Below are 25,659 nucleotides of genomic sequence, written 5' to 3'. Positions count from 1 at the left end.
ACTCAGCCCTGATCCGAACCATAACACTCTGCGGACGGCCGTTGCGCCGCCCTCACAAACAACTACACCCCGGTCCGAGGCCGGTCCATGCGGGGGCATTGCCCGTGCCGCGGTGGAAGCGGATAGTTGCTGGCTATGACGCGCGGCGGCCCAAGGCTGGCGGCAATAGCGCTGGCCGCAGCGACAGCCGTGGCGCTGCGATATGCGCCTGCGGCTGCCGCTATTGAGCGCGTCGCCACCCAGGCGCCGCTGAGCGATTTTCTCATCCTGCGCCATCGCCAGTACGCCGAGACGTTCGCCGTCGGCGGCGCGGTGCTGCTCGTCCTGGTTATCGCCGCACTGCTGCGGAGACGGCGCGGAGCGTTCGGGGCCGGCCTTGCCGCGCTCGGCGCGCTCGGGATCGGTGCGCTTTTGCAATTCTCGGCCACCAGCGGGATCGCGTCCGTGATGTGGCCGCCGCCGTATCTGTGGCTGGGCACCTTCGCCGGCACGTTCATGCTGGCCGTCATGTTCGCGGCCGTCGCGGCGGTGATGCTGCGGCCGGGCCTGCGCCGCGGAGTCGGCGCGGTTCTGATCGCCGAGGCCATATGGTGGGCGGTGCCGTTACTGAGCGCGGTGGACGCCTTTGGCTTCGGTGCGGACCAGCCCTCATTCAGCATGGATTGGCTGGTGTTCCTCGGCACCGCGGCGGGCGCGCTCGCCGCGCCGGCGGCGGCCTGGGCGCTCGCCTCGCTGTGCGCCATGATCGCAGAGCGGATCATTCCGGCGCACAAATCCTCCCTTGCCGAATGAGCCGTCCGCGGCGGCGCCTGTCAATCGCCGAGGACCACGAAGCCGTCGCGGATCGCACGGCTGCCGTCGGCGTTGAACACTTCGAAGGTGATCGACTCGCCGCCTGCAAACGCGATGCGCGAGTTGATCCGCACCGTCAATAGCGACGGCATCAGGACCATCGCGGCGAAGCGCCCGCGCACGCGTCGCACGCGCTCGGGATTGCAGGCGGCCTCGGCGGTGACGATCTTGGACACCGCCATCGCCATCGTGGCCGTGCCATGCAGGATGATCGCCGGCAACCCGGCGGCCGCAGCAACCGCTGCGTCGGTATGAACCGGGTTCCAGATGCGCGCGCACTCGGTATAGACGTGAGCGGCGCCGGGCGAAATCGCAAGCGGAATCTCCGCACGGGGCGTGTCGCCCGCAAGGCCGGCAGGAGGGAGAGCGGGGGTGTCAACGGCAGGGCGGTCCGGACCCGCCACCTCGACGCCACGATAGATGCTGCCGTACCAAGTCGTGCATACCGGCCTGCCCCCGGCGTCCACTGTTTCGAAACGCATTAGCTGGTACGCACCCGGCCGCAGGCGCTGCACACCCGCCAGCGTGAGCATAGTGGTCAAGCGCTCGGGCGGGCGAATCGGGCGATGGAGCGTCAGGTCGTAAGTCGCATGCACGCCGCGCGCCGCCTCGGCCGGCGCCAGGCTGGATTGGCGCAGCCTGGCGCTCAGCGCATACGTCGCCGGCCATTCGAAACAGACCGGAAAGACGGGATGGGTGACGATCCCGTGCGGGCGGCGCGTGTCGAGGTAGCACGGCAGGTAGTCTTCGATTCCCGCCGCGTAGGCCATCGCCCAGCGCGCGTCGACTTCGGCCTCAACCGGTCCAACCGTGGTTCCAACCAGCGATGAGTCCAGTGGCATGGGCTATATCTAGCCAGCCCGCCACCAGTTGTCTATCGCAGCGTGCCCAGTGTCGTATTGCCCATGCCGTGCATAGGTCAGAACCACAACCTTGTTGTCGGAGCCGCAAGGGCACCCGCGACAGTTCACGTCTGAATCGCCGAACGACAGACTGTTTCAATCCGCACGTAACTGTTCGTCAAAGAGGCGTCTCAATTTCCGCACACCACAAGGAAGGAACTAGTTTTATTGCCCGCATTGCTCCAAGGCTTTCGCTGAGGGTATCGATGGCACCGGAAGTGCTCAATATTCGCGGGCGACAGCAGGTGTTCCCATTCGAAATACGGTCGGCCGGCCCATCCCGTCCTGTCTGGCGATCCGCGCAGTCGAATTATGGTGACTTTCGCCCTGGCGCTGTCGGCGCCGCTCGGCGCGTAGGCTTTGGGCACGGAGGATCAAAGCATTCGGCTCTCCTCTTCTCTGCCCTGCAGCGTATTTCGCAGGCCATCGCGATCGTGGCGATGGTGATCACGTGCACTGCGCCAGCTCACGGCCAGTGTATTCGCATCACCTCTCCGACCAACGGCGCGCTGATTCTTAAAGGACCGTCGGTTCCGATCGTGTTTTCCGATCGTTGCACGAACCGCTGGTACGAGTGCGCATACGTTAATCAGACCGGACTGGGATGCGCGACACCGAATCCGCAGCAGTTCATCTGGCCGACCTCCAATTTCGCGCTCGGTACGTACACGCTCACGGTCAAGTCGTTCCGAAGCGGCGGACGACTGCTCGGCTCTGCGTCGGTCAAAGCGTACCTGATCGCACCCGCGACGCCGACTCCCAAGCCAACTCCTGTTCCCACGCCAACCCCGACGCCTACGCCCACGCCCTGTATCAGGATAACGGCGCCCCAGCCGGGACAGGCAGTCGGCGGCATAGTCCCGATATCAACGTTGGATACGTGCACGGGCCTGTGGTTCGAGACGCTGTTCGTCGACAACACGTTCGTTGGCGCCTTCGCTCCCGGCGCGGTTACCTGGCAGACCGTTGAATGGGTCAATGGCAACCACCAGATCACGGTAACGAGCCAATCTAGCAATCCCGGTTCACGCGTGTTGGGCAGCGCCAGCGAAACATTGAACGTCCAGAATGGTCCGACACCTACGCCCAGTGCCATGCCGACGCCAAATCCAATCTGCCTGGTCATTATCTCGCCCACGTCCGGCAGCACGCTCAGCGGCGACGTTGCGATCCACACCTCGGATACCTGTGCCGGCGTAAACCACGAAGCGATGTTCGTTGATGGCGGCCCGATGATTGAATTCGGCGTCGGCCAGGAATTGCTATCGACCGATGATTATCCAAACGGCCGCCACACCGTGAAAATCGAAGCCCATTCCGCCCAACCCAACGAGGTGATTCTCGCCACTACCAGCACCAGCTACGTGTTCGAAAACCCCAGTCCGGCACCGACGCCGAGCCTGCATTTCGGCACCGAGCCTGGCACGGGACGCTTCGCCGACGGAAGTACGAGCGTGCCCACGGACGCCGAATGCGCGGCAATGCTCAGCGACGCCGACGAAACGATTCCCGCGAACCAGGCCACCCACGTGGACGATCTAAATATCGGCATTACTTCGCCGGTCAACCAGACGCGGGCGCGGCCGGCGGACCTGGAGCGGCTGATTAATGGCATCGACACTTTCGATCTAAACTCGAGTTGGAACAACGATTTCTGGTTCCGCAAAATCACCGGGCAGTACACCGGATCGACCTGGAACATCTTTCGCCTCGCAGCCTGCAAGTACGGAATCGACGAGGACGCTGTGCGCGCGCAGGCGACGAGCGAAAACGGCTCCTGGGTCCAGTGGCATTCGGGCGGCGATCGGCGCACAACTTTGTCCGAGTGCCGCAACCGTGATGTTAATCTCTTCGGTTACATCTGCGAGAACTGCTGCTACCAGTCGTGGGGGGATTTTCAGACCAAGGTTTTCTACGCAACGATGACGTGGCCGATGATGGAATACTCGACCACTTTCTCGGCCGAGTTTCGTTTCGCCAGCCAGCGCGCTTGCATGAACGGCGACCAAGCGCCTTATTTCGCCAGCGCTGATCATTTGCCCAATACCTACAGCGCCGACGTTTCGGCCTATCTGTCGAATCCCGGTGGGGTATCGCCGCACAACTTTCTTAATCCAATCACCGCTAAACCTGCGACGAATCAGGACTGGATGCTGTTCGGCTGCCTGAGTTCGCATTTTTCCGGAGGCTGGATGGATGCGGCGGCGCAGAGCTATCTCAACACGTTGCTGACCCATTGGCGCAAGCACGACTGGATAACGTCGCCGAACTAGACGCGATCGCTGCGCGCAATGCAGCGGAGGACAGCGCTTCTCCCTCGGCCTTCCAACGAGCGCTACACGCGCAGGACCACGAAGCCGTCGCGGATCGCACGGCCGCCTTCGCCATTGATCACTTCGAAAAAGACCGTCTCGCCGGCGCTGGTTCGTTCGCGCGCCGTGATCCGCAACTCGAGCTGTGACGGCATCAGCACCATCGCGCCGAAGCGCGCATGGATCCGCGCGACGCGCGTCGGGTCGCCGCAGGCCTCGGCCGCGACCACGCGCGAAACCGCCATCGCGAGTGTCGCCGTGCCATGCAGGATCGGTCCGGGCAGCCCAGCGCTTTTGGCGGTCGCCGCGTCAGTGTGGATGTTGATCGCGTTGCCTAGCCGCGCGCCCGCGTTATAGACCAGTGCGGCAACCGGCGTAATCGGAATCGCGAAGCTCGCACGCGGCGCGGACTTCATTGTCGATGGCGCAAGCGCAGCGGGGGCGTCGAGCGGCGGACGGTCGGGACCCGCCACGTCGATCCCGCGGTACAGGTTGCCGTACCACGTCGTGCATACCGGCGCGCCGTTCTCGTCGAAAGTGTCGAAGCGCGTGAGCTGGTAGGCACCTGCGCCGCGACGCTCGATCCCGGCCAGCGTCGCGCGGGTAAGCAGGCGCTCGGGCGGACGGATCAACCGATGCACAATCACGTCGTCGGTGGCATGCACCCGACGCAGCATCTCAACCCGCGAGAAACCCGCCTCGCGCAGGGCCTGGATGATATGCAGCATCGCCGGCCACTCGATCGCGACGCTGAACATCGGATGGGCGACGACGCCGCGCTCGCGGGTCGTATCGAGGTAGCACGGCCAGGCGTCGCCGAGCCCGGCTGCGTATGCCATCGTCCATCCGGTATCGACTTCGGTCACCGCCATCTCCGACGCCGTACCGACCAGCGATGATGCGAGCGCCACGGAGCGATCTTTACGTCGGCTGCCCGCCGGATGTCCACCCGCGGGCGTGGCGCTGGAATCGAGAGGCCTATGCCCTGGTTCGTCGAGCCACGCCCTTGCGTCCTTGACGTCGCCAGTCCGCATGCCTTCGGCGAATCAGTTGCAGCTCTCGGCGAGCATCGCGCGCCTTTCGTAAGCGGCGGCTGGTATCCTTCAAAAGCCGGGCGAGCGAGGTTGCCGCGCGCAGCTCGAGCGACCTTGCGCCGCGCTTTCGAGCAACGCGCGGGTCGCATGCTCGAAGGATGCCCAAGGCGCCTCAGCCGTCTTCCGCGGCCTGGCCGCCGGGCAGCCAGCCGCGCCGGCGCGCCAGCTCGCCCGCCGCGAAGCAGATCCCGATGAGCCCGAGCGCGACGAAGAATTTGGGCGAGGTCGGGTGCCATAGCGCGTCGCCCAGAAAGGCGAACAGGATCGTGCCCGGTACCATCCCGATCACGCTCGCCCACAAGTAGTCGCGAAAAGTGATCGGCGAAGCGCCGGCAAGCAGGTTGAGCGCGTTGTACGGGATCACCGGCACCAGCCGCAGATAGAAAATGATCTGAAAGCCGTAGCGCTCGATGTGTCCGAGCAGTTTCTCGAAGCGCCCGCCGACTACTCGCCGCACGAACGAGCGCCCCAGGAAGCGCCCGGCGCCGAAGGCGACCAGCGCGCCCGCGTCGGCGCCGATGAGCGAATATATCGAGCCCCACAGCGTCCCAAACGCCAGTCCGCCCGCGATCGTCATCACCGCCCCCGGCACCAGGAACGACGGCCCCACGGCGTAGAGCAGCATGTAGGCGAGCGGTCCCCAAAATCCCCAACGCAGGACCTCGACTTTGACCAGCTCGGGGTTCTCGAACCACTCGGCGTGCGTCCACAGCAGAAAGCCCGAACCGACGATCAGAAACGCGACGATCGCGATTCTGACCACCACCATCGGGGTAAGCAGGCGGCGGGGTTGCGGTTGTGGCGTTGGAATCGGACTGATGGCGGCCATCGCAGGCCCGCGATGGCGGGCAGTCAAGAATGATACGGAGCGCCTCGGTATGCTGACAAGCGCGCGCGGTCGCAATTATCGAGCGGCTCGCCTAGCGGGTGATGTCCTGGTGGCGCACCTGGACCGCCGTGCCCTCCCCTTCCAGCCGGTGCGCCAGCTCCAGCGCCAGGGTGGGCGAGCGATGGCGCCCGCCGGTGCATCCAAGGCCGATCGTCAGGTAGCTCTTGCCCTCGCGCCGGTACAGCGGGATGAGAAAGCCGAGCAAACGGGCAAATTCGTCGATGAAGCGGCGAGCCTCCGGATGGCCCATCACGTATTCGCGCACCCGCGAGTCGGTCCCGTCCAGCGGCTTGAGCTCGGGGACGAAGAACGGATTGGGCAGGAAGCGCACGTCCATCACCAGGTCCATCCCGACCGGGAGGCCATACTTGTAGCCGAAGGAGACCAGCGCGACGGTCATAGCGGCGCCGCCCGCAGCGCCCATCATCGCCGCGGTCAGCACCGCCCGCAGCTCGTGAACGCTCAGCGCGCTGGTGTCGATCACGCGATCGGCGCGCTCGCGCATCTCGGCCAGCGCCAGGCGCTCGCGCCGGATGCCCTCGACGACCGAGGCGCCGCTGTCGGTGACGAAGGGATGGGGCCGGCGGCTTTCCGAGTAGCGGCGCACCAGGACCTCGTCGGAGGCGTCGAGGAAGAGCACCTCGGGATGGAAGCCGTCGCGCTCGAGGTCGGCGAAGACGCGCGGCCACTGCGGAAAAAACAGCCGCTCGCGGGCGTCGATGCCGAGCGCCACTGCGCGCAGGCCGGGGTCGCGCTCGGTCGCAAGCCGCATCACCGAAGACGCCAGCGCGACCGGCAGATTGTCCACGCAATAGAAGCCGAGATCTTCGAGCACGCGCATCGCGGAGGCGCGGCCCGAGCCCGAGACGCCGGTCACGATCACCAGGCGCGGACGGCGGGGTGCGGACGCATCGGCGTCCCCTGTGCGGGGCTGCGCTGGCCGTGCGGCCATCGGAGTCTGCGGCGCTCCGGCAACCTCCGCCTCAGTGCCGGGCGTCTTCCTCCTTTATCAGGCGGAAGATCTCGGGCGCGTCGGAGGCGTTCATCAGGCGGGTGCGGAAGCCCGCGTCCTTCATCAGGCGCGAGACGCGCGCCAGCGCCTTGAGATGGAGACTGGCGGAATCTTCGGGCGCAACCAGCAGAAAGAACAGATGGGTCGGGCGACCATCGAGCGAGTCGAAATCGACGCCGCGGCGGTGGCGCCCGAAGATGCCGATGATATGGTCGATGCCGGCGATTTTGCCATGTGGGATCGCAATGCCGTCGCCGATCGCGGTCGAGCCCAGCCGCTCGCGCTCGGCCAGTACGGCCGCGAGCATCTCGGCGTCCAGCGCGCCGTGTTTGCTCACGAGATAGGCGGCAAGCTCGCGCAGGACGTCGGCCTTATTCGCACCCTTGAGCTCGGGCAACACCATCTCGGGGTTGAGGATATCCGTGATTTTCATGGCCTGATCAGCACCGCTGATTATTGCATCGAAGGCCGGCTCGGGCGAGCCGGATGCAACGCGATGCCCGCCGCCGGCGGCCGGTGGTCGAGCCCCGCGATACTGCTTGCGCGACCGCTACGAGCGCGGGCTACTCTCGGCCTCCTCCACCGCGCTGAGCAGCTCCGGAGCTGACGGAGCGCGCCATTTGCGCGTCTGGATCTTCTCCAGATGGGCCTTGAGCTGGCGCCCGACCTTGGCCGCGAGCAGGTCGATGACCGAGTAGAGATCCTTGGTTTCTCCCTGCGCCGCAACCACCGCAAGGCGGCCGGATTTTACCGTAACTTCGCCGCGCTGGCGGTACTTGTCGACCTCCAGGATCAGGTGCACGGCGCAGGGGCGCTTGAGTGACTGCGCCACGCGGGCGAGCTTGCGTTCGGCATACAACCGGATGGCGGCGGTCGGTTCGACGTGACGGAAAGTGACCGTGACCTCGGCCTGGGGGCGCGCGTTGAGTTGCGCGCGCCGGCGCGCCCGACGTTCGACCGTCCGACTGCGTTTGCCTGTGCGTGCTTTCATAGCCGGCCTCACCGCCCCAAAAAGGACACCAATCGAAGAAGCTTCTCAGCTAACCTTCTTGCGCCGAGCGGAGGGCAGGATGCCGAGGGCCTGACGATACTTGGCCACGGTGCGGCGAGCGATATTGATCTGGTCGCGGCGGAGAATCTCCGCGATCGCCTGGTCGGAGAGCGGATTGTTCTGCGACTCGCCCGCCACCATCGTACGGATCTTCTCCTTGACTGTCTCGGCGCTCACGTCCTCGCCGCTGGCCGCCTTGACGCCCGAGGTAAAAAAGAATTTGAGCTCGAAAATGCCCTGCGGGGTGTGGGCGTACTTGTTGGCGGTCGCCCGGCTGATCGTCGATTCATGCATCCCGATATCTTCGGCAACGTCCTTGAGCACCAACGGGCGCAGATGGGTGATGCCGTGGTCGAAGAAGGCACGCTGGAACTTCACGATCGAGTTTGCGACCTTGAAGATGGTCTGCTGGCGCTGGTAGATCGACTTGACCAGCCAGCGCGCCGAGCGCAGCCGCTCCTGGAGATATTCCTTGGCCTCGGCGCCCGCCGCGCCGTCGTTGAGCACGCGCTGGTAGTAGCCCGCCAGCCGCAGCCGCGGCACCGCCCCCTCGTTGAGCAGCACCACGTAGTCGGCGCCCATCTTGTGGATGAAGACGTCGGGCACGATGTAGGCCGGCTCCTGCCCGCCATAGTCGCGCCCCGGCTTGGGCTCGAGCAGCGAGATGATCTTGGCCGCTTGCCCCACCGCCTCCAGCGGCACACCGAGCGCCTTGGCGATCTCGGCGTAGCGGTGCTTTTCGAGCAGCTCGAGATGATTGAGCACGATGCGCGCGGCTAGCGACTCCTCCATCCCAAGGTTGATCAGCTGCAGATACAGGCACTCGCGCAGGTCGCGCGCCGCAACTCCGGGCGGGTCGAAGCGCTGTACCCGGCGCAGCACCTGCTCGATTCGCGCGGGCTCGGTTTCGAGCTGGCGTGCCAGCTCCTCGAGCGGCGTTTCGAGGTAGCCGTCGTCGCTGAGGTTGTAGATGATGGTGGCGGCGATGAGCTGCTCGTCGTGATCGAGCGAGGACATCCTGAGCTGCCACATCAGATGCTCTTCGAGCGAGGTGCGGCGGGTGAGCGTGTTCTCGAGCGTCTGGCGCCGCTCGTCGTCGGCCTCGGCCTCGCGCGTGTCCTGCCAGTTGTTGGAGTAATTTTCGAGGTACTCGCGCCAGTCGAGATTGTCGAGGCGATCCTCCTTGATCTCGAGCGCGGCGTCGCGTGCCTCGCTGGCCGAGCCCTCGACCGCCGGCTGCTCGTCGCCATTGCCGTTCCATTCCGGCTCCACTTCCGCCGCGCCCGCCTCGGGCTCAGGCGGCAGCAGGTCCGGCTCGCCGGCGGGCGCGGCCTCCGGCGCGGCGGCCATCGTGTCGTCGGCGGCAGTGGCGGTCGGGCTGCGTTCCTCGACCATCTCGAGCAGCGGGTTGGATTCCAACTCGCTCTGGACGACCGCCTCCAGCTCGGGCAGCGAGAGCTGAAGAATCTTGATCGCCTGCTGGAGCTGCGGCGTCATCACCAGCTGCTGGCGCAGCCGCAGATCCTGGCCGAGTTTCAACTCCGGAGGCATAGCGAAGGCCCCGCCTAAAGCTGCTGAGCGGCGGGCGCTCCCTTATTATCGCGGGTTTGCTGCTGCTTAGGGAATAGGACTGCGCGGGCGCCCTGAACTTCGCTCTTGCCCGAGTCAAGATGGACCGTAATCCGGGTGCCGGCGACCTGATCCTCGCCGTCGTGCACGACCGGGTTGCCGGTCAGGACGACTGTATGCGCGGTCTGGTCGAGCACCGCATGATCGCCGGTTGCCCAGCGCGTGCCTTGGCTCATCCGCACATTGCCGTCGGCGAACATCTCTTTGACTTCATGAAAATCCTTACCGTAGAGCACCTTGAGCGAATCACTGGTGAGCACCGCGTCGGCCTGGACCGCACGCACGTGCCCGCGGAAGGTAACGCTGTTGCCCTTATAGTCGAGCTCCAGGGTGTCCGATTTGATGTCGATGGGACCGTGGCCGGACGAGAGCTGGAGGGCAGAGAACGGATTGCCTTGCTCTGCCGTGGCGTCCTTGGCGTCCGCGCTCGAGGCCTGCCCTGCGGACGGCGCGCTGGCGGCGGCCACGGGATGCGCCCGATCGCCGGGGCTGCGTTCGCCCTTCTGCGCCGTCGCAGGCGCAGGCGGCGTGGCCGCCGCCTGCGTGATTGAGCCGGTCGCGGGGGCGCCGCCGCCAGCGACGGAGCCAGCCGCGCCCGCCGGGGTGGAGGCTGCCGCCGACGCGGCGGACGCCGATGCGTCGGCGCCCGCCGCGCCGGCAGGCTTGCGCACGCTGTCGCCGAGGTTGGCAGGCGGCGCCGGGCTGGACGTCGCGGACGAATCCGCTGCGAACGCGGAGGTCACGCTGCCGACATCGGGCAGCCCGCCGCCGGCTTCGGGCAGCGTGCTCGCGAAACCGGGCCCGGCATCCGTGCTCGGCGGCTCGGGCGCGGACTCCTGGGCGCGCGCCCGTCCCGGCACAAGCCCTATTGGCGCAAGCACCAGCGCGGCGGCGCACAATCCGTTCAACGCGGCCGCAAGTGCGCGGCGGCGCCGGGCGGGTACACAATCACAACTTGCCGGATTTGTTGTCACGGGTCGTTTTGGGAACCACCACGGTGTTGGTCTGGTTAAGCAGGGTGAAGCTGCGTTCCTTGGGATGGCCGCTGAGCCCAACGCCGGTGACGGTCAGCCCTTCGCCCACAACCTTGACCACGCCGGGCGCGGTCAGGATGTCCTTGTCGGGGACGAAGGTCGCTTCGGGAGTGCTCAACACGAAATTGCCGTAGTTGATCGTAAGCCCGCCGCTTAGGCGCGCGCTGTTGACGTGATTGCCGGTCACCGAGATCTCGGCGTGCGGCGCGTTGACCGCGACCTCCTTGCCGTCCGCGGCAACCATCGAGAGCGCCGCGTCAGTCAGCATCAGCGAGGTCTTGTCCTTGGCGTAGCTGGCATCGCGCGCGCTCAGCCGCCACTGGCTCTGCCCGCCTTTCATCTGGGTCCACTTGAAGTTGTGCGCGTGGAGCAGCGCTCCAGGCACCAGATTCACTGCCTGGCGCAAGGCGGCCGCGGAAGAGGAGCTGCGATGGTGCACGACCCAAACCGCGACGACGAAAACCACGGCCAGTGCCGCAGCCCCGAACAACCCCATCGCTTTGGCTACACGCCGGGGACTCATCGCGCTTCCAACAGATGAGGCTATCAGCGCACGGTGGGGGTGTAAATGAACTTTGTCGCGCGGGCGCGCCACAGCGGCGCGCGCAGCTCGCGCGCAGCGGGCGCCAACCACGCGCGGCTCAACCGCGGCTCAGCGCTTGACGCGCGATCGCGTCGAGGTGTTTTACATCTTCGAGCAAAGCGGGAAGCAGGTCGAGCGGGTAAGAATTGGGACCGTCGCTCAGCGCGCGGTCGGGGTCCTCGTGCACCTCCATGAAGAGCGCGTCAACTCCGGCGGCGACCGCCGCGCGCACCAAGGGCGCGACAAACTCGCGCTGGCCGCCCGAGCGCTCGCCCCCCGCGCCCGGCAGCTGCACCGAATGGGTCGCGTCGAACACCACCGGGTAGCCGAAGCCGCGCATGATCACGAGCGCGCGCAGGTCGGTCACCAGGTTGTTGTAGCCGAAGGAGAAGCCGCGCTCGGTAACCAGCAGCCGGCGGCTGCCGAAGCTTTCCGCCTTGGCGACAACCGCCCGCATGTCCCATGGCGCAAGGAATTGCCCTTTTTTGAGATTGACCGCCACGCCGGTCATCGCGGCCGCCCGCACCAGATCGGTCTGGCGCGAAAGCAGTGCCGGAATCTGCAGAACATCAACGACCTCGGCCGCGGGCGCCGCCTGCGCCGGCTCGTGGATATCGGTCAGTATCGGCAGTCCGGTTTCGCCCTTCACGCGCTCGAGCACGCGCAGGCCTTCCTCCAGGCCGGGCCCGCGGAAGGAGTTGTGGCTGGTGCGATTGGCCTTGTCGAAGGAGGACTTGAAGACGATGGGCACGCCGCTTTCGCGCGAAATCGTCGCCAGCCGCTCGGCATGGCGCAGGCACGCGCCGGGGCTTTCGATTACGCACGGCCCCGCGATCAGCACGATCTGCGGGCCGCCGAAGACGACGCCGCCAGCCTCAACGCGGGTCGTGCTCACGACACCGATCTGAGCGCGCGCACCTTGGCCGCGCGCTGCGGGGCGAGCGCCGCGCGGCGCGCGACCGCCGCGCGGATAAGTCCGCGAAACAGCGGATGGCAGTCCCACGGCCGCGAGCGTAGCTCGGGATGGAACTGACAGCCGAGGAACCACGGATGGCCCGCAAGCTCCATGATCTCGACCAGGTGGTTGTCGGGCGAGGTGCCGGTGGCCTTGAGTCCGGCCTCCTCGAGCGCCTTGCGATAGGCGTTGTTGACCTCGTAGCGATGGCGATGGCGCTCGGCGATCCGGCTGCGGCGGTAGAGCGCTTGGGCAAGCGAGCCCGGGCGGATGACGCACGGATAGGCGCCCAAGCGCATCGTGCCGCCCTTGCGCTCGACCGCCTTCTGTTCCTCCATGATGTCGATCACCGGGTCTGGCGTGTCGCCCTGGAATTCGCGCGAGTTGGCGCGCTTGAGCCCCACCAGGTCGCGCGCGATCTCGATCACCATTACCTGGAGCCCCAGGCAAATGCCGAGAATTGGCACGCCCGCCTCGCGCGCGTAGCGTACTGCGCGGATCTTGCCCTCGATCCCGCGCTCGCCGAAGCCACCCGGAATGATGATCGCGTGGGCGCCCTGCAGCCGCGCCGCCGGATTGCCCTTCTCCAGCTCCTCGGCGTCCACGTAGTCAATATTGACCCGCGCCTCGTTGGCGATCGCGCCGTGGGCGATCGCCTCGTGCAGGCTCTTGTAGGAATCGACCAGGTTGACGTACTTGCCGACCACCGCGACGTGGACGGTCACCCTCGGATTCTGGACGGTCTTGACGATCCGGCGCCACTTGCCGAGATTTGGCGCGCCCGTCCAGATGTTGAGCTTCTCGACCACGCGCTGGTCCAGCCCTTCGTCGTGGAAGTGCAGCGGCACCTCGTAGATCGACGCGACGTCGCGCGCCGAGATCACGCAGTTCTCCTCGACGTTACAGAAGTGCGCGATCTTCGCCTTGACCTTGCGGTCGAGGGGACGGTCGCTGCGGCAGAGCAGGATGTCGGGCTGGATGCCGAGGCTGGTCAGTTCCTTGACGCTGTGCTGGGTGGGCTTGGTCTTGAGCTCGCCCGCGGCGGGGATGAACGGCACCAAGGTCAGATGGACGTAGAGCACGTTGTCGCGCCCGAAGTCCCATCGGAACTCGCGGATCGCCTCGAAAAACGGCAGGCTTTCGATATCGCCAACGGTGCCGCCGATCTCGACAATCGCAAGGTCGAAGCCCTCGGCGGCCTCGCGGATGCGCCGCTTGATCTCGTCGGTGATGTGCGGGATGACCTGCACGGTGGCGCCGAGATAGTCGCCGCGGCGCTCCTTCTGGATCACCGTGTCGTAAATCTGGCCGGTGGTGCAGTTGTTGCGCCGGCTCATCCGGGTTTCGAGAAAGCGCTCGTAGTGGCCGAGGTCGAGATCGGTCTCGGCGCCATCGTCGGTGACAAAGACCTCGCCGTGCTGGAGCGGGCTCATCGTCCCCGGATCCACGTTGATGTAGGGGTCCATCTTGAGCAGGGTGACCCGCAGCCCGCGTCCCTCGAGCAGCGCGCCGAGCGAGGCCGCGGCCAGTCCCTTGCCCAGCGAGGAAACCACGCCGCCGCTTACGAAGATGAATTTGGTCTTGCCGGTGCGCTCCATGGTTTCCCCCTCATCCACCCATCCGCCGCGCATACTCGCGCGCGCGCGCGAGGTCTTCGGCGGTGTCTATCTCCAGCGACGGCGCCACCGAGGCAACCACGCGGATGCGGTAGCCGCGCTCGAGCGCGCGCAACTGTTCCAGCTTCTCCAACCCTTCGAGCACGCCCGGCTCCAACGCGGCGAACCGCAGCAGGAAGTCGCGCCGATAGGCGTACACGCCGATATGCCGGCGTGCCGCCGACGGCGGCGCGGCGCCGTCGCGCGGATGCGGGATCGGCGCGCGCGAGAAATACAGCGCGTCGCCGCGTCCGTCGCATACGACCTTCACCACGTTGGGATTATACCACTCCTCGGGGCTGACAATCGGCGTCGCCAGCGTCGCCATCGCGATCCCCTCATCGGCGCGCATCGGCGCCGCCAGCGCGTCGAGGTCTTCAGCCGCGATGAACGGCAGGTCGCCCTGCACGTTGACGTAGATGTCGGCTGGGACCTTGGCGGCGACCTCGGCGATGCGGTCGGTGCCGCTCGGATGGGTCGCCGCGGTCATCATCGCCTCGCCTCCCGCCGCCGCCACCGCGTCCATGATTCGCGCGTCGTCGGTCGCAACCAGCACGCGGCCGAGCGCGCGCGCTCGCGAGGCCGCACGCCACACCCGCACCACCATCGGCAGGCCCTCGATATCTGCCAGCGCCTTGGCGGGCAAACGGGTTGACGAATAGCGCGCCGGGATCACGCCGACAATCACAGGCGCGCCCATCGTGAAGCCTCCGCTGGGATGGGGTAAGGGCAACCGGACGGCACGATCATTGGTACCCGCCGCGCGGGTGGCTGTCAATTTGGCCGTCCGCGTTTGCTCCACAAGCAGAGCGCAGAAACTCCGCCACAGCCCTCAGCCTGTGGACGCGCATCCGCCAAATGCGGACAGGGCGGGCAACGATGCCCGCCCCGCTGAGCCGGAACTTTAGCTGACGACGGCTCGGCCGCAGTGCGCTCAGGTGCGCGCCTTGCGCATCCGCGTGCGGCGCATCCGCCGCTTGCGCGCGCGCACCTGGACGGGATTGCTGCGGCGCTTACGCGCCAGTTTGCGGTTGCGCCGATTGCGCTGACGGGAAGCTGGTTTCATCAATTCACCTTGCGGGCGCCTCTACCTGCATGGTTGCGCTGTGGGCGTTGAGGTCGGAGCCGTTCATCGCGTTGAGCACCGCCGGCCGCTGTCCGACCGGAAACGGGCACACCGCGTTGCATTCGGCCAGCACCTCGCCGCCGTCGCGCACGATAACATGGCCCACGGTCTGATCCGAGACCAGCGGCCCGTACTGGCTGGCCGGCACCGCATAGTCGATTTTAATTGAGGCGGCATCCTTCTTCGGCACGATCACGGTAACCGTGTTTTGCGCCACCGGCTGCATCACCTCGTCCGTTCCAACCCGCACCTGCACCGGCAGCAACTCGCCCCGCTTGAGCACCGTGACTTTCGCAAAGTTGTCGAACCCCCACTCCATCAGGCGCGCCGCCTGGGCAAAGCGCGCGGAGTTGTTGGGCGCGCCGAGCACCACGGCAATCAGCCGCATGTTGCCGCGCTCGGCGGTCGCCGTCAGATTGAAGCCGGCCCTGATCGTGAAACCGGTCTTCAGCCCGTCGCAGCCCTCGAAATGGCCCACCAGATGATTGGTGTTATGGAGCATCACTAGGCCGTCCTCGAAGGACGCGGTCTCCATCCCCGACCATTGGAGCAGGTTGGTGCGATGGATAAGCGCGCGGGCGAGGGTCGCAAGGTCATAGGCGTTGGTGGTGTCAACGTCGTGCAGCGGGCGCGGCGGCAACCCCTCGACCGTATGGTAAACGGTGTGGGTCATGCCGAGCGCCTTGGCCTGCTCGTTCATCAGCGCGACGCAGCGCTCGGTCGAACCGCATACCTTCTCGGCCACCGCGACGGCGGCGTCGTTGGCCGAGCGGATGAGCGCCGCCTTCATCAGTTCGCCCAGCGGGACGACTTCGCCCGCGCGCAGCAGCCCAAGGCGCGAGCCGCCGGTCACCGCGGCGTTGGCGGATATGGTCACCGGATCGTTGAGATGAACGCGGCCAGACTGGATCGCCTCCTCGGCGACCAACAGCAGCATCATCTTGGCCATCGACGCCGGCGGCCATTGGATGCCGCCATTGTAGTCGTAGAGAATCTTGCCGGTGTCGGCCTCTTCCAGCAGCAGGGCATGGTAAGGAGCGCCGTGCGTGCTGTAGTGGCTGCGATGATGGCGGGTAGCGTGCCGTCTGTGACGAGCTCGATGAGAGGTCGCACGCGCCGCGCCGGGGGCTATCAGCACGGCGACGAGGACAAGGACCAATAATTTTGTGCAGGATGTCGCTGCCGTCCACCCGCGAATCGCTGCGTTATCCGTCCGCCTTTGCACCCCTTCTGCCACAGGCCTCGCCACCATCGTTACCACCTCAACCTCACCGCCTGTGAGCGAAAATGGCCACCGGATGTGAGCCGGCGCCCTCGCCGCCCGCGTGCTGCTCCGCCCGCCTCAGGATCGCCAGATTTTCGCGGGCCGGCGTATATTCCGGATCCGCGCCGAGCAACTCCGCCCACTCCGTGCGCGCCAACCCGTAACGGCCTTCCTCGGCATAAACCAAGCCGAGCGTGTTGCGCGTGTCGAGGTCGCCCGGCTTCAGCCGCAGCGCAAGCAGAACCTCCTGCTCCGCCGCCGACAGCATCCCGCGCCGTTCGTAGGCCAACCCCAGGTTGAAGTGCGCTTCGCTCTGGTACGGCGCCAGCAGTGTCGCCAACCGCAGCACCTCGATGCCTTCGTTCAGCCGGCCGGCCTCGACGTAGGCCAGCCCCATGTTGAGGAAAAGCTGCCAGTCACCGAACCCAAGGGCGACGGCCCGCCGATACTCGTTCAGTTCACGCGCGTGCTGGCCGGTTAAGCCATACGCAAAGCCCAGATGGTAATGGGCAAGCGCGTTGTCGGGATGAGCACGGATGACTACAAGGTGACGCCGGATCGCGGCTGGGTAATTCTCCATCCCGAGGTAGTAATCGGCCACCGGGTCGCAGACCTGCTGGTCGGCGGCGGCCGCCGGCGCGCGGATCACGTCCGTCCCAAGCGCCGCTATCGACAACAGCAGCACAAGCCAAAACCCAGACGCGCGATAACTACTCAGAGCCATAAGCCGGCACGTCAAACGTGCGCGGACATCAAGGACCTTAGCAGGAAAGTGAAAGTGAGAAAAAGCGCGCGGCATCAAATTGACGCCGCGCGCTTGAAGAAAAGGCCGCTGCGGTGGTCCGAGGGCCCCAAACAGCCGCTCGAGCGCCGCAGAGCACGTCGGCAGAACGGAAGGGCGAGCTTACTGCTTCGCGTTGCCCGTGCCGCCGGCGTCGGTGGCCGTGCTGCTCTCGGCCTTCGCCGTGGTCTTCTTCTTGGCCGCGTGCTTCTTGGCGTGATGCTTGGCGTGATGGGTGGCCTTCTTGGCCGCCTTAGGCGCGCTTTCCGCGGCCGGAGCCGCCGGAGCAGCCGGAGCAGCCGCCGCGGGAGCCGCGGCTGGCGAACTGGCGTCCGCCGCATGCACCACCGGCGCCGCAAGCGCGCCCGCGAACAGTGCCGCCGTCAGAATAGTCAGAGTCCGTTTCATATTCGTTCCTTTCTCCTTTTACCCCTCACTTGGCGGCTGACCCGTGCAGCCGCATTTTCGCTGACATTAAGTGCGATTGGCGTGCCATCGCAGAACCTGTTCAAAGTGGCTGCTTTTGCTCGATCCGATGCTTTTTCCCGACGCAGTTGGGCTACTCGTCACCCCTTTTGCGTCCAGAGGCGGTAGGGCTGGAGCCCCAGTCTCCCCAGCGGCCCCCAAGCCTAATCCGTCCCGTGGCGCGAGGCTTCGCCCAGGCGGCGCGCCCGGCGCAGCCTTCCGTGGAGCAGGAAGAGCTCCTTGAAAGCGCGCGCGATAACTCTGATATTGGCGCCAGACTGCTCGCCGCTCAAGCGCGGCAGATGACGCACGTCTACCTCTGAAATGCACGCGCCACGCCCCGCCAACTGCGCCATCAACTCGGCCGAAATCATGGCACCCTTGGCCTGAAGATCGATTCCTTCCAGCAGTTCGCGCCTGAACAGCTTCAGACCGCAATCGATGTCGCGCACGCGGACGCCCAACACTAGGCGCATCAGTATTGTCCATGCCTTGCCGTTGATCCGCCGCATCAGCGGGTCAGCGCGGCGCACGCGATGCCCGACAACCACATCGCTGGCCGCCGCCTCGGCAACCAGCCGCCCGATGTCGGCCGCCTCGAACTGGCCGTCGCCGTCGCACAGCACCACCCATGGCTGCGTGCATGCGCGGATGCCGGAGATGACTGCCGCCCCGTAGCCGCGGTTCACCGGATGATGGACGACCCTCACGTGGGGGTCGCGCGCAGCCAGCGCGTCGGCCAGCGCGCCCGTGCGGTCGCGGCTGCCGTCGTCAACGATGACGATTTCCCAGCGCTCAGCCAGCGCGGGCAACTGCGCGCCCAGCCCCGCCACCACCCGCTCGACGTTGCCCTCCTCGTTATGGCAGGGGAGAAAAACGCTAATGCCGGGAAGGCGTGCGGGTTCAGTCGCCAAGCGTGCGATAGCCGCCACGGAAGAAGAGCAGGGGCTTGCGGTCTGAGGTTTCGGCCTGCTGAATTTCGCCGAGGTAGATCGTGTGATCGCCCCCGTCGTAGGTGGCATAAAGAGTGCATTCGATATAGCCGACGGTGCCTTCGAGGATCGGCGCGCCGTTCGCGCCCATGCGGTAGGCGACGCCTTCGAATTTCGGGCCGCCGCTAACCGCAAAGCGCCGCGAAATCGCCTCCTGGTCGTCGGCCAGGATGTTCACCGTGAAGACTTTGCTCTGTTCGAAGTAGGGATAGCTCTCGGCCTTCTTGTCCACGCAGATCAGGAGCAGCGGCGGCGTCAGGGAAACCGAAGTAAAGGCGTTGGCGGTCAGCCCGTAAGGCTGGCCGTCCTTGGAGCAGGTAGTGATCACGGTGACGCCGGTCGCGAAGTGTCCCATCACGCGGCGCAGCTCGTTCTTGTCGATGGCCATCGGCAATTCTCCGCGCGCCGGATGCTATCAGACGCCTTTGTAGACGGTCAAATTTGAATCGGCCGACCCGCTCCGCCTCTTGGACGCCACGTCACCATCCGCTGCGATCGCGCGCGACCACCTGACGCCCGCCTAGATACACATAATCTAGGTCGAGCGAGGTGAGCGGCCGATCGGCGGCGCGAATCCGCACTCCCACCGGCTCGGCGATGAATATCCTGTGATCTCCGGCGAGTACGCTGTTGACCACCCGCGCCTCGACTGAGACCATCGCCGCGCCCAGCCACGGTACGCCCAGCTTGGGTGACAGTTCGTAATCCATCCCTGCCAGATTGTCGGGCCGCCGTGCCGCCGCCGAGTAGAAGTAGTCCTCCAGCGCCTTGCCGCGCGCCCCGACGATGTTGAGCCCGAATAAGCCCGTGCGCATCAGCACGTTGGATGAGAAATGGCCGTTATCCACGGCGACCGAGAACAGCGGCGGTTCGCCCGAAACCTGCGTCGCCCACGATGACGACATCCCGTGGTGCTGCGCGCCGTCGGCGACCGTAAGCACGTAGATTCCGGTGGTGAGCGACGCGAATGCGGCGGTCAAATCGGTGTCCATCACAGGCGGCTCCTATTCCAACTAGTTATCCAAAGCCCTCCAGGCCGCACCATATGGCGAAGCTAGTAGCAATTGACCCGTCCGCCAAGCTCTTCCACAATTAATGGCGCGCAAGGATGAAGATCTTGCGGAGAAAAGCGATGAAGCCGATGCGGTGGTTGGTTGGGGCGGCGATAGGGGTGGTTATGCTCGGCTCGGCGTTTTCGGCCGGCGCCTTGGCGATGGACGCTCAGCCGAGCGCGGCGCCGGTCGCTTCAGGCGCGATGACGCCTCCGGTGTCCGCGGCCGCGGCTGCCACAGTGCAACCCCCGGCGCCTGTCCCGAAGCCCGGCAGCTGGACCGTGCTGAGGCCGGCGCAGCCGGCGCCTTCTCCAAGCGCGGACACGATTCCCAATCTGCCGGCGGCAGTCTCGGTGGCCCCGGCCACATCGTCTGCGGCGCGCGCCCCGGCCCCGCGGGTCGCCGCCCTCTCTCCCCCCGGCTCTCCTTCGAGCGGCGCGACTCAGGACTCCACCCGCCTCACGCCTCCTCACTCCGGCGCCAGCGATGGCTCGGCCGCAGCGCCCCCGGCTGAGCAGCCGACACCAGGGCAGGAGGCGCTGCGCCTCACCAGGGATCAGTCGGTCGTGCTCGACCCCCGCAACTGGGCGGTGATGGCGTATAAGTCGCGCCACGAGTTGGTGGTCTATTTCGAGGGCCACCTCTATAAGAAATATCACGCGGTGTTCGGGCGCAGCCTGGAGGCGGGGGGCAAGGAATGGTCGGGCGACCGGCGCACGCCCGAGGGCGTTTACCGGATAATTCGCAAGCGCCCCAACCGTCGATGGCGCTATTTCCTGCAAATCGATTACCCCAACGACTACGACCGCGCGGTCTATCACGAGATGCTGCTTGAGGGCCAAGTGCCCAAGAGCCACGGGCGCGCAACGCCCGAAGGGGGCGCCGTGGGCATCCACGGCACCGACGTCCCGATTCTCAACTCGGGCAACATCAACTGGACTACCGGGTGCATTTCGGTCGATAACGGCGCGATCGACGAACTCGAAGCGCTTCTGCCCGTGGGCGCGCTCGTGGTAATCAAACCCTGAGGCGGACGGCGCCACGCATCCGGCGGCGCGCCCGCCACCCGCATTGCGAAGGAGCGCGCGATGGACCCAGTGGCGGGCGAGTTCAACTTCACGCGGCTGGAAAAGGTCGTCTTTGGCCCGGGCAAGGTCGCGGGTCTGGGCCGCGAGCTCGAGCGGCGCGGGCTTAAGCGCGCGCTGATTGTGACTGGCAAGACGCTCGGCCGCTCGCCGCTGCTCGACAAGGTGACGAGCGCCGCCGGCGCGCGGCTGGCCGGCGTATTCAAGGGCGCCGGCCAGCACGTACCGTCGGCTACCGTGGGCGCGCTGGTCGAGGAATATCAGCGCAGCGGCGCCGACTGCATGGTCAGCTTCGGCGGCGGCAGCCCAATCGACACGGTCAAGGTCGCCGCCAAGCGCATTCTCGAAGGCTCCCCGCCCAAGGGCGCCGACGCGCATACGATCGACTTCGAGTCCGCGATGGCCGGAGCGGCCGGCGGGCCGGACCTGATCCATGTCGCGCTGCCGACAACACTCTCGGCCGGCGAGTACACGCCGGTGGGCGGCGTTACCGACGAGGCGAGCCACATCAAGGGCGGGGTGAGCGACCCACGGCTTCAGCCGCGCACGATCTTTCTCGACCCCGAACTTACGGTCGAGACGCCGGCCTGGCTGTGGGCGGCAACCGGGATGCGCGCGCTCGATCACGCGGTCGAAGCAAGCTACTCGACGCGCCATCAGCCGCTGACCGACGCGCTCGCCGCGCGTGCGATCGCGCTTCTGACCACGCATCTGACGGCCTCGCTTAAGACCACCGGCGCGGAGTCCCTCGCCCATCGCGGGCAATGCCAGCTCGCGGCGTGGTTCTCGATCTTCGGCGCAATGAACACGCGCTTTGGGATCTCGCATGCGCTCGGCCATCAGATCGGCCCGATGTGGAACGTGCCGCACGGCGTCACCTCATGCATCACGCTGCCCCACGTAATGCGCTACATGGCGGGCGTCGCGCCCGAGCGCTTCGGCCCCATCGCCGAGGGCTTCGGCGTGCGCTTCGACCCTGCCAATCCGAAGCCGGCGGCGCTGGAGTGCGCCGAGCGCACTGCCCGCTTCATCGCCCACTTCGAGGTTCCCAATCGCCTGCGCGACGCGGGCGTCCCGCGCGAGGAGCTGGGCGCGATCGCGGCGACCGTGCTCGACGAGGTCGAACGCGCGCAAACCGTCGGCCGACCGATAACCCGCGACGACCTGCTGCGGCTGCTGGAGGCCGCCTACTGAACGGCGGCCCGCAAGGCGAGACCAAGGCCGCGCAAGGAGGCTCCATCGTGATGAACGTCGAGCAGAACAAGGCGCTGGTGAGGCAGACCTGGGAGGCGCTGGTCCGGGGTGAGTTGGCTCATCCCGGGCAACCTGCCGGTCTCGGGGCTCAAGAAGGGCAAGGCCGGAATACTGGAGTTTTTGCGCAGCGCGGCGAAGCTGTTTCCGAGCGGGCTTAAGAGCGAAGTGCGGCGCGTCTACGGCGAGGGCGACGTTGTGATCGTCGACCTGACGAACCGCGGCAAGCTCGGCAACGGCCGCGACTACGAGAACGAGCACTGTTTCATTTACGAGATCGAGAACGGCAAAATCCGGCGCATTCGCGAGTACGTCGATACCGAGAAGGTGAAGGATTTGATGTCGTAGGGCTGGCAGCATCCTCGCTGTCATCGTGGGCGAAGTGAGCAACGCGAACCCAGTCGAAGCGCTCCTTTATTTTGCACAGGGATTATACACGCATGAAAGTTGGACTCTTCGCAGTGGTTTCGGGACGGGTGACCGGGATGGCGGTGATGAAGGCGTTCGCGCAGAGCGCGGAGCGCTGCGGTTTCTCGACCCTGTGGGTGCCCGAGCACGTGGTGCTGCTCGACCAGTACGCCTCGCACTATCCCTATCGCAGCGACGCCAGGCTTCCCGGGCCCACCGATCAACCGATCGCCGATCCGTTCCTTGCGCTGTGCACGATGGGCTCGGTGACGGAAAGGATCCGCCTCGCCACCGGCATCTGCCTGGTGCCCGAGCATAACCCGCTCGTGCTGGCCAAAGTGGTGGCAACGCTCGACTCGCTCTGCCAGGGGCGCGTGATCCTCGGCGTCGGGATCGGATGGCTGGAAGAGGAGTTCCGCGCGCTGGGGATCCCGTGGGAACGGCGCGCGCAGCGCACCCGCGAGTATATCGAGGCGATGCGCCGGCTGTGGAGCGAGCCGCTCAGCTCCTACCATGGCGAGTTTGTCAATTTTGATGGCGTGCGCTCTTATCCCAAGCCCGTGCGCGGCGCCGAGCTGCCGGTCTTCTTCGGCGGCGAAAGCGGTCCCGCGCTGCGCCGGGTCGCCGAGTACGGCAACGGATGGGTCGGCTTCAATCTTTCGCCCGACGAAGCGGCGGCCAAGGTCAGGCGTATCGAGGAGCTGCTGCGCGCAAGCCGCCGCAAACGCTCCGACCTCGAGCTGGCGGTCTCGCCCTACACCAAGCCGGTCTCACCCGACGATCTCAAGCGCTACCGCGACGCCGGGGTGGACGAGGTCGTAATCGTCAACGTGCGCGCGCCGCGCACGGTTGAGGAAGCGGCCGAGCGGGTCGAGGAGGCGGCGCGCGCATGGGTCGAGCCCGCCGCCAAGCTGTAAAGGATTTCCGTGCGGCACGTCGCGCAGATTTCCAAACGAGACGGACCGCGCCGCGCCAGGCGGCGCGAAAACCATCGAGAGCGGAGTGGGGGATGGCGTTTATCAGGCTCAACAGGGACGGACAACCAATCTTTATCAACAGCGATCGCGTCGCCTATTTCGAAGCGGCCGAGTCGGTCGCACCCGATGGCAGCACGCGCAAGGAAAGCCGGCTCTGTTTCGACGCCGACATGAGCATCGTGGTTGACGAACCGCTCGATCAGCTGCGGCACCGCTTCTCCTAATCGACCGCCCGGCGCGCGCTCGGCGGTCCGCGCGCGCCCGATGACATCGGCGGCGTCGGTGCGCTACAGGGCCCCGACCGCAGGCGGAGGATCCTGCGATGAAGCTTCAGGGCAAGGTCGCAATCGTCACCGGCGCGGGGCGCGGGATGGGCCGCGCGATCGCCGCGCGCTTTGCCAGCGAGGGCGCCAACTTGGCGGCCTTCCTCGCCTCGCCCGAGTCGGACAATATCACCGGGCAGTCGTTCAACGCGGACGGCGGCCTGATGTGTGACTGAGGCGCCGCGCAACGCAAAAGGCGGAAGGATCACCGGATGGAGACGCGCTACTTCGAGGACTGGAAGGTCGGCGACCGCATCGAGACCCTCGGCCGCACCGTGGGCGATGCGGAAATCTCGCAGTTCGTCGGGCTCAGTGGGATGTTCGAGGAGCTCTTCATGAACGAGGAGTACGTCAAGAAGTCCTCGCTCTACCCGCGGCGCTTCGCCCCCGGCGCGCTCATCTTCGCCTTCACCGAGGGCCTGATCATCCTGAGCGGATGTATCCACGGCGTGGGGCTTGCGCTGGTGGCGCTCGAGAACATGACCTTTCGCCGCCCGCTGTTCGCAGGCGACACGATGCGCGTGCGGGTCGAGGTCATCGAGACGCGCGCGAGCAGCCGGGGCGACCGCGGCCTCGTCACCTTCCGCCATACCGTGCTCAACCAGGAGGGGGAAACGGTGATGGAATGCACGGTCAAGCGGATGCTGCGCGGGCGCAACTTCAAGATTTCTTTGGGTTGAACCGTCGGTGCGGGACGCCGCGCACCGGCTTTCCCCGCCCCGCCAAGTCTGGTTGAATCTTCAGACGCGGATGCGGCACACAGGCCGCGCCGGCGGCGGATGATCCCACGATGCTGCGTTTTCTGACAGCCGGTGAATCGCACGGCCCCGAACTGGTCGCGATAGTCGAAGGCTTCCCGGCCGGTTTCGATATTGACCTCGCAAAGATCAACGCCGATCTCGCGCGCCGCCAGAAGGGCTACGGGCGCGGCGGGCGGATGGCGATCGAGCGCGACGAGGTGCGGGTGGTTTCCGGGATCCGCTTCGGCCGCTCGCTCGGCAGCCCGATTACGCTCATCGTCGAAAACCGCGACTTCAGGAACTGGCAGAAGCGGATGTCGCTCGACCCGCGCGACCGCGAAGCCGCCGAACCGGTCACCCGTCCGCGCCCCGGCCATGCCGACCTCGCCGGCGTGCTCAAGTACAACCTCGACGACGTCCGCGACGTGCTCGAACGCGCCTCGGCGCGCGAGACCACGATGCGCGTCGCGATTGGCGCGCTGACCCGGCAGATCCTCGAGCCATTCGGGATAACGGTCCTCGGCTACGTTGTCAGCATCGGTGCGACCGTCGCGCGCACGCCCGCCGACCTCAGTATCGCGGAGCTGCGCCGCGTAACCGAAGACTCCCAGGTGCGTGTCGCCGACCCCGAGGCCGAACGCGCAATTATCGCCGAGATCGACGAGTGCAAAAAGGCCGGCGACACGCTGGGCGGCGTGGTCGAGGTCGTCGCCACCGGACTGCCGGTCGGGCTCGGTAGCCACGTCCAGTGGGATCGCAAGCTCGATGGGCGGCTCGCGCATGCGCTGCTGAGCCTGCAGGCGGTCAAGGGAGTCGAGGTCGGGATGGGCTTCAGAGCGGCGGCGACCCGCGGCTCGGCGCTGCACGACGAGATCGGCTACGATGCCGAGGCGCGCCGCTTCCTTCGCAACTCCAACAACTCCGGCGGCACCGAGGGCGGGATGAGCACGGGCGAGCCGCTGCGTGTGCGCGCCGCGTTCAAACCGCTGTCCACCCTGATGCGTCCGCTGCGCTCGGTCGATATCCGCACCAAGGCGGAGTCGGTCGGCAACACCGAGCGCTCCGACGTGTGCGCGATTCCGGCGGCCGCGGTAATCGCCGAGGCGGTGGTGGCGTTCGAGCTGGCGGCGGCCTTCCTGGAGAAATTCGGCGGCGACTCGCGCGCCGAGATCGCGCGCAACTACGCGGGCTTCCTCGAACAGGTACGCAACTTTTGAGCGGCCGGGA

At 66.4% G+C, this 25,659-nt stretch carries 29 protein-coding genes; 10 read left to right on the top strand and 19 right to left on the bottom strand.

What is annotated here, in order from left to right:
• The first annotated feature begins 189 nt into the window (after positions 1-189).
• Positions 190-792: a hypothetical protein gene (locus VFB33_07245; protein HZO81477.1), complete on the top strand. Its 603-nt coding sequence runs from the start codon at positions 190-192 to the stop codon at positions 790-792.
• Positions 793-812: 20 nt separating this feature from the next.
• Here VFB33_07245 and VFB33_07240 read toward each other — a convergent pair whose 3' ends face one another.
• Entirely contained in the window at positions 813-1,694 is an 882-nt protein-coding gene (locus tag VFB33_07240) for a MaoC/PaaZ C-terminal domain-containing protein (GenBank protein ID HZO81476.1), read from the bottom strand.
• A gap of 266 nt (positions 1,695-1,960) precedes the next feature.
• On the opposite strand from VFB33_07240, the gene VFB33_07235 reads away from it, so the two are divergent.
• Entirely contained in the window at positions 1,961-4,027 is a 2,067-nt protein-coding gene (locus tag VFB33_07235) for a hypothetical protein (protein HZO81475.1), read from the top strand.
• A 62-nt stretch (positions 4,028-4,089) separates the two neighbouring features.
• On the opposite strand, the gene VFB33_07230 is transcribed toward VFB33_07235, so the two are convergent.
• From VFB33_07230 to VFB33_07145, 18 genes are all read right to left on the bottom strand, one after another.
• Positions 4,090-4,977, bottom strand: coding sequence for a MaoC/PaaZ C-terminal domain-containing protein (locus VFB33_07230; GenBank protein ID HZO81474.1), 888 nt, complete (start codon positions 4,975-4,977; stop codon positions 4,090-4,092).
• 295 nt (positions 4,978-5,272) lie between these two features.
• Positions 5,273-5,989: a TVP38/TMEM64 family protein gene (locus VFB33_07225; protein HZO81473.1), complete on the bottom strand. Its 717-nt coding sequence runs from the start codon at positions 5,987-5,989 to the stop codon at positions 5,273-5,275.
• A gap of 91 nt (positions 5,990-6,080) precedes the next feature.
• The gene (gene rapZ, locus VFB33_07220; protein HZO81472.1) at positions 6,081-7,001 is read right to left on the bottom strand and encodes an RNase adapter RapZ; all 921 of its coding nucleotides are present in this window, start codon (positions 6,999-7,001) and stop codon (positions 6,081-6,083) included.
• Positions 7,002-7,032: 31 nt separating this feature from the next.
• A complete protein-coding gene (locus VFB33_07215; protein ID HZO81471.1) occupies positions 7,033-7,494 on the bottom strand; it encodes a PTS sugar transporter subunit IIA in 462 nt (153 codons plus the stop codon).
• A 117-nt stretch (positions 7,495-7,611) separates the two neighbouring features.
• Complete coding sequence (gene raiA, locus VFB33_07210) at positions 7,612-8,052, bottom strand: ribosome-associated translation inhibitor RaiA (protein ID HZO81470.1); 441 nt, start codon at positions 8,050-8,052, stop codon at positions 7,612-7,614.
• A gap of 45 nt (positions 8,053-8,097) precedes the next feature.
• A complete protein-coding gene (gene rpoN, locus VFB33_07205) occupies positions 8,098-9,663 on the bottom strand; it encodes an RNA polymerase factor sigma-54 (protein HZO81469.1) in 1,566 nt (521 codons plus the stop codon).
• 14 nt (positions 9,664-9,677) lie between these two features.
• Positions 9,678-10,640, bottom strand: a complete 963-nt coding sequence (locus VFB33_07200) for an LptA/OstA family protein (GenBank protein ID HZO81468.1) — start codon at positions 10,638-10,640, stop codon at positions 9,678-9,680.
• A 49-nt stretch (positions 10,641-10,689) separates the two neighbouring features.
• Positions 10,690-11,298, bottom strand: a complete 609-nt coding sequence (lptC, locus tag VFB33_07195; protein HZO81467.1) for an LPS export ABC transporter periplasmic protein LptC — start codon at positions 11,296-11,298, stop codon at positions 10,690-10,692.
• 118 nt (positions 11,299-11,416) lie between these two features.
• Positions 11,417-12,253 carry a 3-deoxy-8-phosphooctulonate synthase gene (kdsA, locus tag VFB33_07190; protein ID HZO81466.1) on the bottom strand — a complete coding sequence of 279 codons (837 nt, stop codon included), beginning with the start codon at positions 12,251-12,253 and terminating at the stop codon, positions 11,417-11,419.
• Complete coding sequence (locus VFB33_07185; protein ID HZO81465.1) at positions 12,250-13,929, bottom strand: CTP synthase; 1,680 nt, start codon at positions 13,927-13,929, stop codon at positions 12,250-12,252. The genes kdsA and VFB33_07185 overlap by 4 nt, the downstream gene beginning before the upstream one ends.
• Positions 13,922-14,668: a 3-deoxy-manno-octulosonate cytidylyltransferase gene (kdsB, locus tag VFB33_07180; protein ID HZO81464.1), complete on the bottom strand. Its 747-nt coding sequence runs from the start codon at positions 14,666-14,668 to the stop codon at positions 13,922-13,924. The genes VFB33_07185 and kdsB overlap by 8 nt, the downstream gene beginning before the upstream one ends.
• A 234-nt stretch (positions 14,669-14,902) precedes the next feature.
• Positions 14,903-15,034 carry a hypothetical protein gene (locus VFB33_07175; GenBank protein HZO81463.1) on the bottom strand — a complete coding sequence of 44 codons (132 nt, stop codon included), beginning with the start codon at positions 15,032-15,034 and terminating at the stop codon, positions 14,903-14,905.
• A 4-nt stretch (positions 15,035-15,038) separates the two neighbouring features.
• Positions 15,039-16,253 carry a D-alanyl-D-alanine carboxypeptidase family protein gene (locus tag VFB33_07170; protein ID HZO81462.1) on the bottom strand — a complete coding sequence of 405 codons (1,215 nt, stop codon included), beginning with the start codon at positions 16,251-16,253 and terminating at the stop codon, positions 15,039-15,041.
• Between the two features lie 109 nt (positions 16,254-16,362).
• On the bottom strand, positions 16,363-17,043 hold the full coding sequence (locus VFB33_07165; protein HZO81461.1) for a tetratricopeptide repeat protein: 681 nt from the start codon (positions 17,041-17,043) through the stop codon (positions 16,363-16,365).
• A 219-nt stretch (positions 17,044-17,262) separates the two neighbouring features.
• Positions 17,263-17,547 carry a hypothetical protein gene (locus tag VFB33_07160; protein ID HZO81460.1) on the bottom strand — a complete coding sequence of 95 codons (285 nt, stop codon included), beginning with the start codon at positions 17,545-17,547 and terminating at the stop codon, positions 17,263-17,265.
• Positions 17,548-17,768: 221 nt separating this feature from the next.
• Positions 17,769-18,518, bottom strand: coding sequence for a glycosyltransferase family 2 protein (locus VFB33_07155; GenBank protein ID HZO81459.1), 750 nt, complete (start codon positions 18,516-18,518; stop codon positions 17,769-17,771).
• Positions 18,508-18,984: a flavin reductase family protein gene (locus VFB33_07150; protein HZO81458.1), complete on the bottom strand. Its 477-nt coding sequence runs from the start codon at positions 18,982-18,984 to the stop codon at positions 18,508-18,510. The genes VFB33_07155 and VFB33_07150 overlap by 11 nt, the downstream gene beginning before the upstream one ends.
• Positions 18,985-19,075: 91 nt before the next feature.
• Positions 19,076-19,588 carry a flavin reductase family protein gene (locus tag VFB33_07145; GenBank protein HZO81457.1) on the bottom strand — a complete coding sequence of 171 codons (513 nt, stop codon included), beginning with the start codon at positions 19,586-19,588 and terminating at the stop codon, positions 19,076-19,078.
• Between the two features lie 626 nt (positions 19,589-20,214).
• Between VFB33_07145 and VFB33_07140 the strand changes: the two genes are divergently transcribed.
• The 8 genes from VFB33_07140 (at position 20,215) to aroC (ending at position 25,649) form a co-directional block, all read left to right on the top strand.
• Positions 20,215-20,676, top strand: coding sequence for a L,D-transpeptidase (locus VFB33_07140; protein HZO81456.1), 462 nt, complete (start codon positions 20,215-20,217; stop codon positions 20,674-20,676).
• A 60-nt stretch (positions 20,677-20,736) separates the two neighbouring features.
• The gene (locus VFB33_07135) at positions 20,737-21,927 is read left to right on the top strand and encodes an iron-containing alcohol dehydrogenase (protein HZO81455.1); all 1,191 of its coding nucleotides are present in this window, start codon (positions 20,737-20,739) and stop codon (positions 21,925-21,927) included.
• Positions 21,928-22,035: 108 nt separating this feature from the next.
• On the top strand, positions 22,036-22,332 hold the full coding sequence (locus VFB33_07130) for a nuclear transport factor 2 family protein (protein ID HZO81454.1): 297 nt from the start codon (positions 22,036-22,038) through the stop codon (positions 22,330-22,332).
• A 92-nt stretch (positions 22,333-22,424) separates the two neighbouring features.
• Entirely contained in the window at positions 22,425-23,309 is an 885-nt protein-coding gene (locus VFB33_07125; protein ID HZO81453.1) for an LLM class F420-dependent oxidoreductase, read from the top strand.
• 92 nt (positions 23,310-23,401) lie between these two features.
• Positions 23,402-23,593: a hypothetical protein gene (locus tag VFB33_07120; GenBank protein HZO81452.1), complete on the top strand. Its 192-nt coding sequence runs from the start codon at positions 23,402-23,404 to the stop codon at positions 23,591-23,593.
• Between the two features lie 98 nt (positions 23,594-23,691).
• Positions 23,692-23,868, top strand: coding sequence for an SDR family NAD(P)-dependent oxidoreductase (locus VFB33_07115; protein HZO81451.1), 177 nt, complete (start codon positions 23,692-23,694; stop codon positions 23,866-23,868).
• 36 nt (positions 23,869-23,904) lie between these two features.
• Positions 23,905-24,372, top strand: a complete 468-nt coding sequence (locus VFB33_07110; GenBank protein ID HZO81450.1) for a MaoC family dehydratase N-terminal domain-containing protein — start codon at positions 23,905-23,907, stop codon at positions 24,370-24,372.
• Between the two features lie 110 nt (positions 24,373-24,482).
• Positions 24,483-25,649, top strand: coding sequence for a chorismate synthase (gene aroC, locus VFB33_07105; protein HZO81449.1), 1,167 nt, complete (start codon positions 24,483-24,485; stop codon positions 25,647-25,649).
• Positions 25,650-25,659 lie beyond the last annotated feature (10 nt).

This window comes from Candidatus Binataceae bacterium (assembly GCA_035650475.1).
GTDB lineage: Bacteria > Desulfobacterota > Binatia > Binatales > Binataceae > JAKAVN01.
This window is presented reverse-complemented; position numbering and strand designations above follow the sequence as displayed.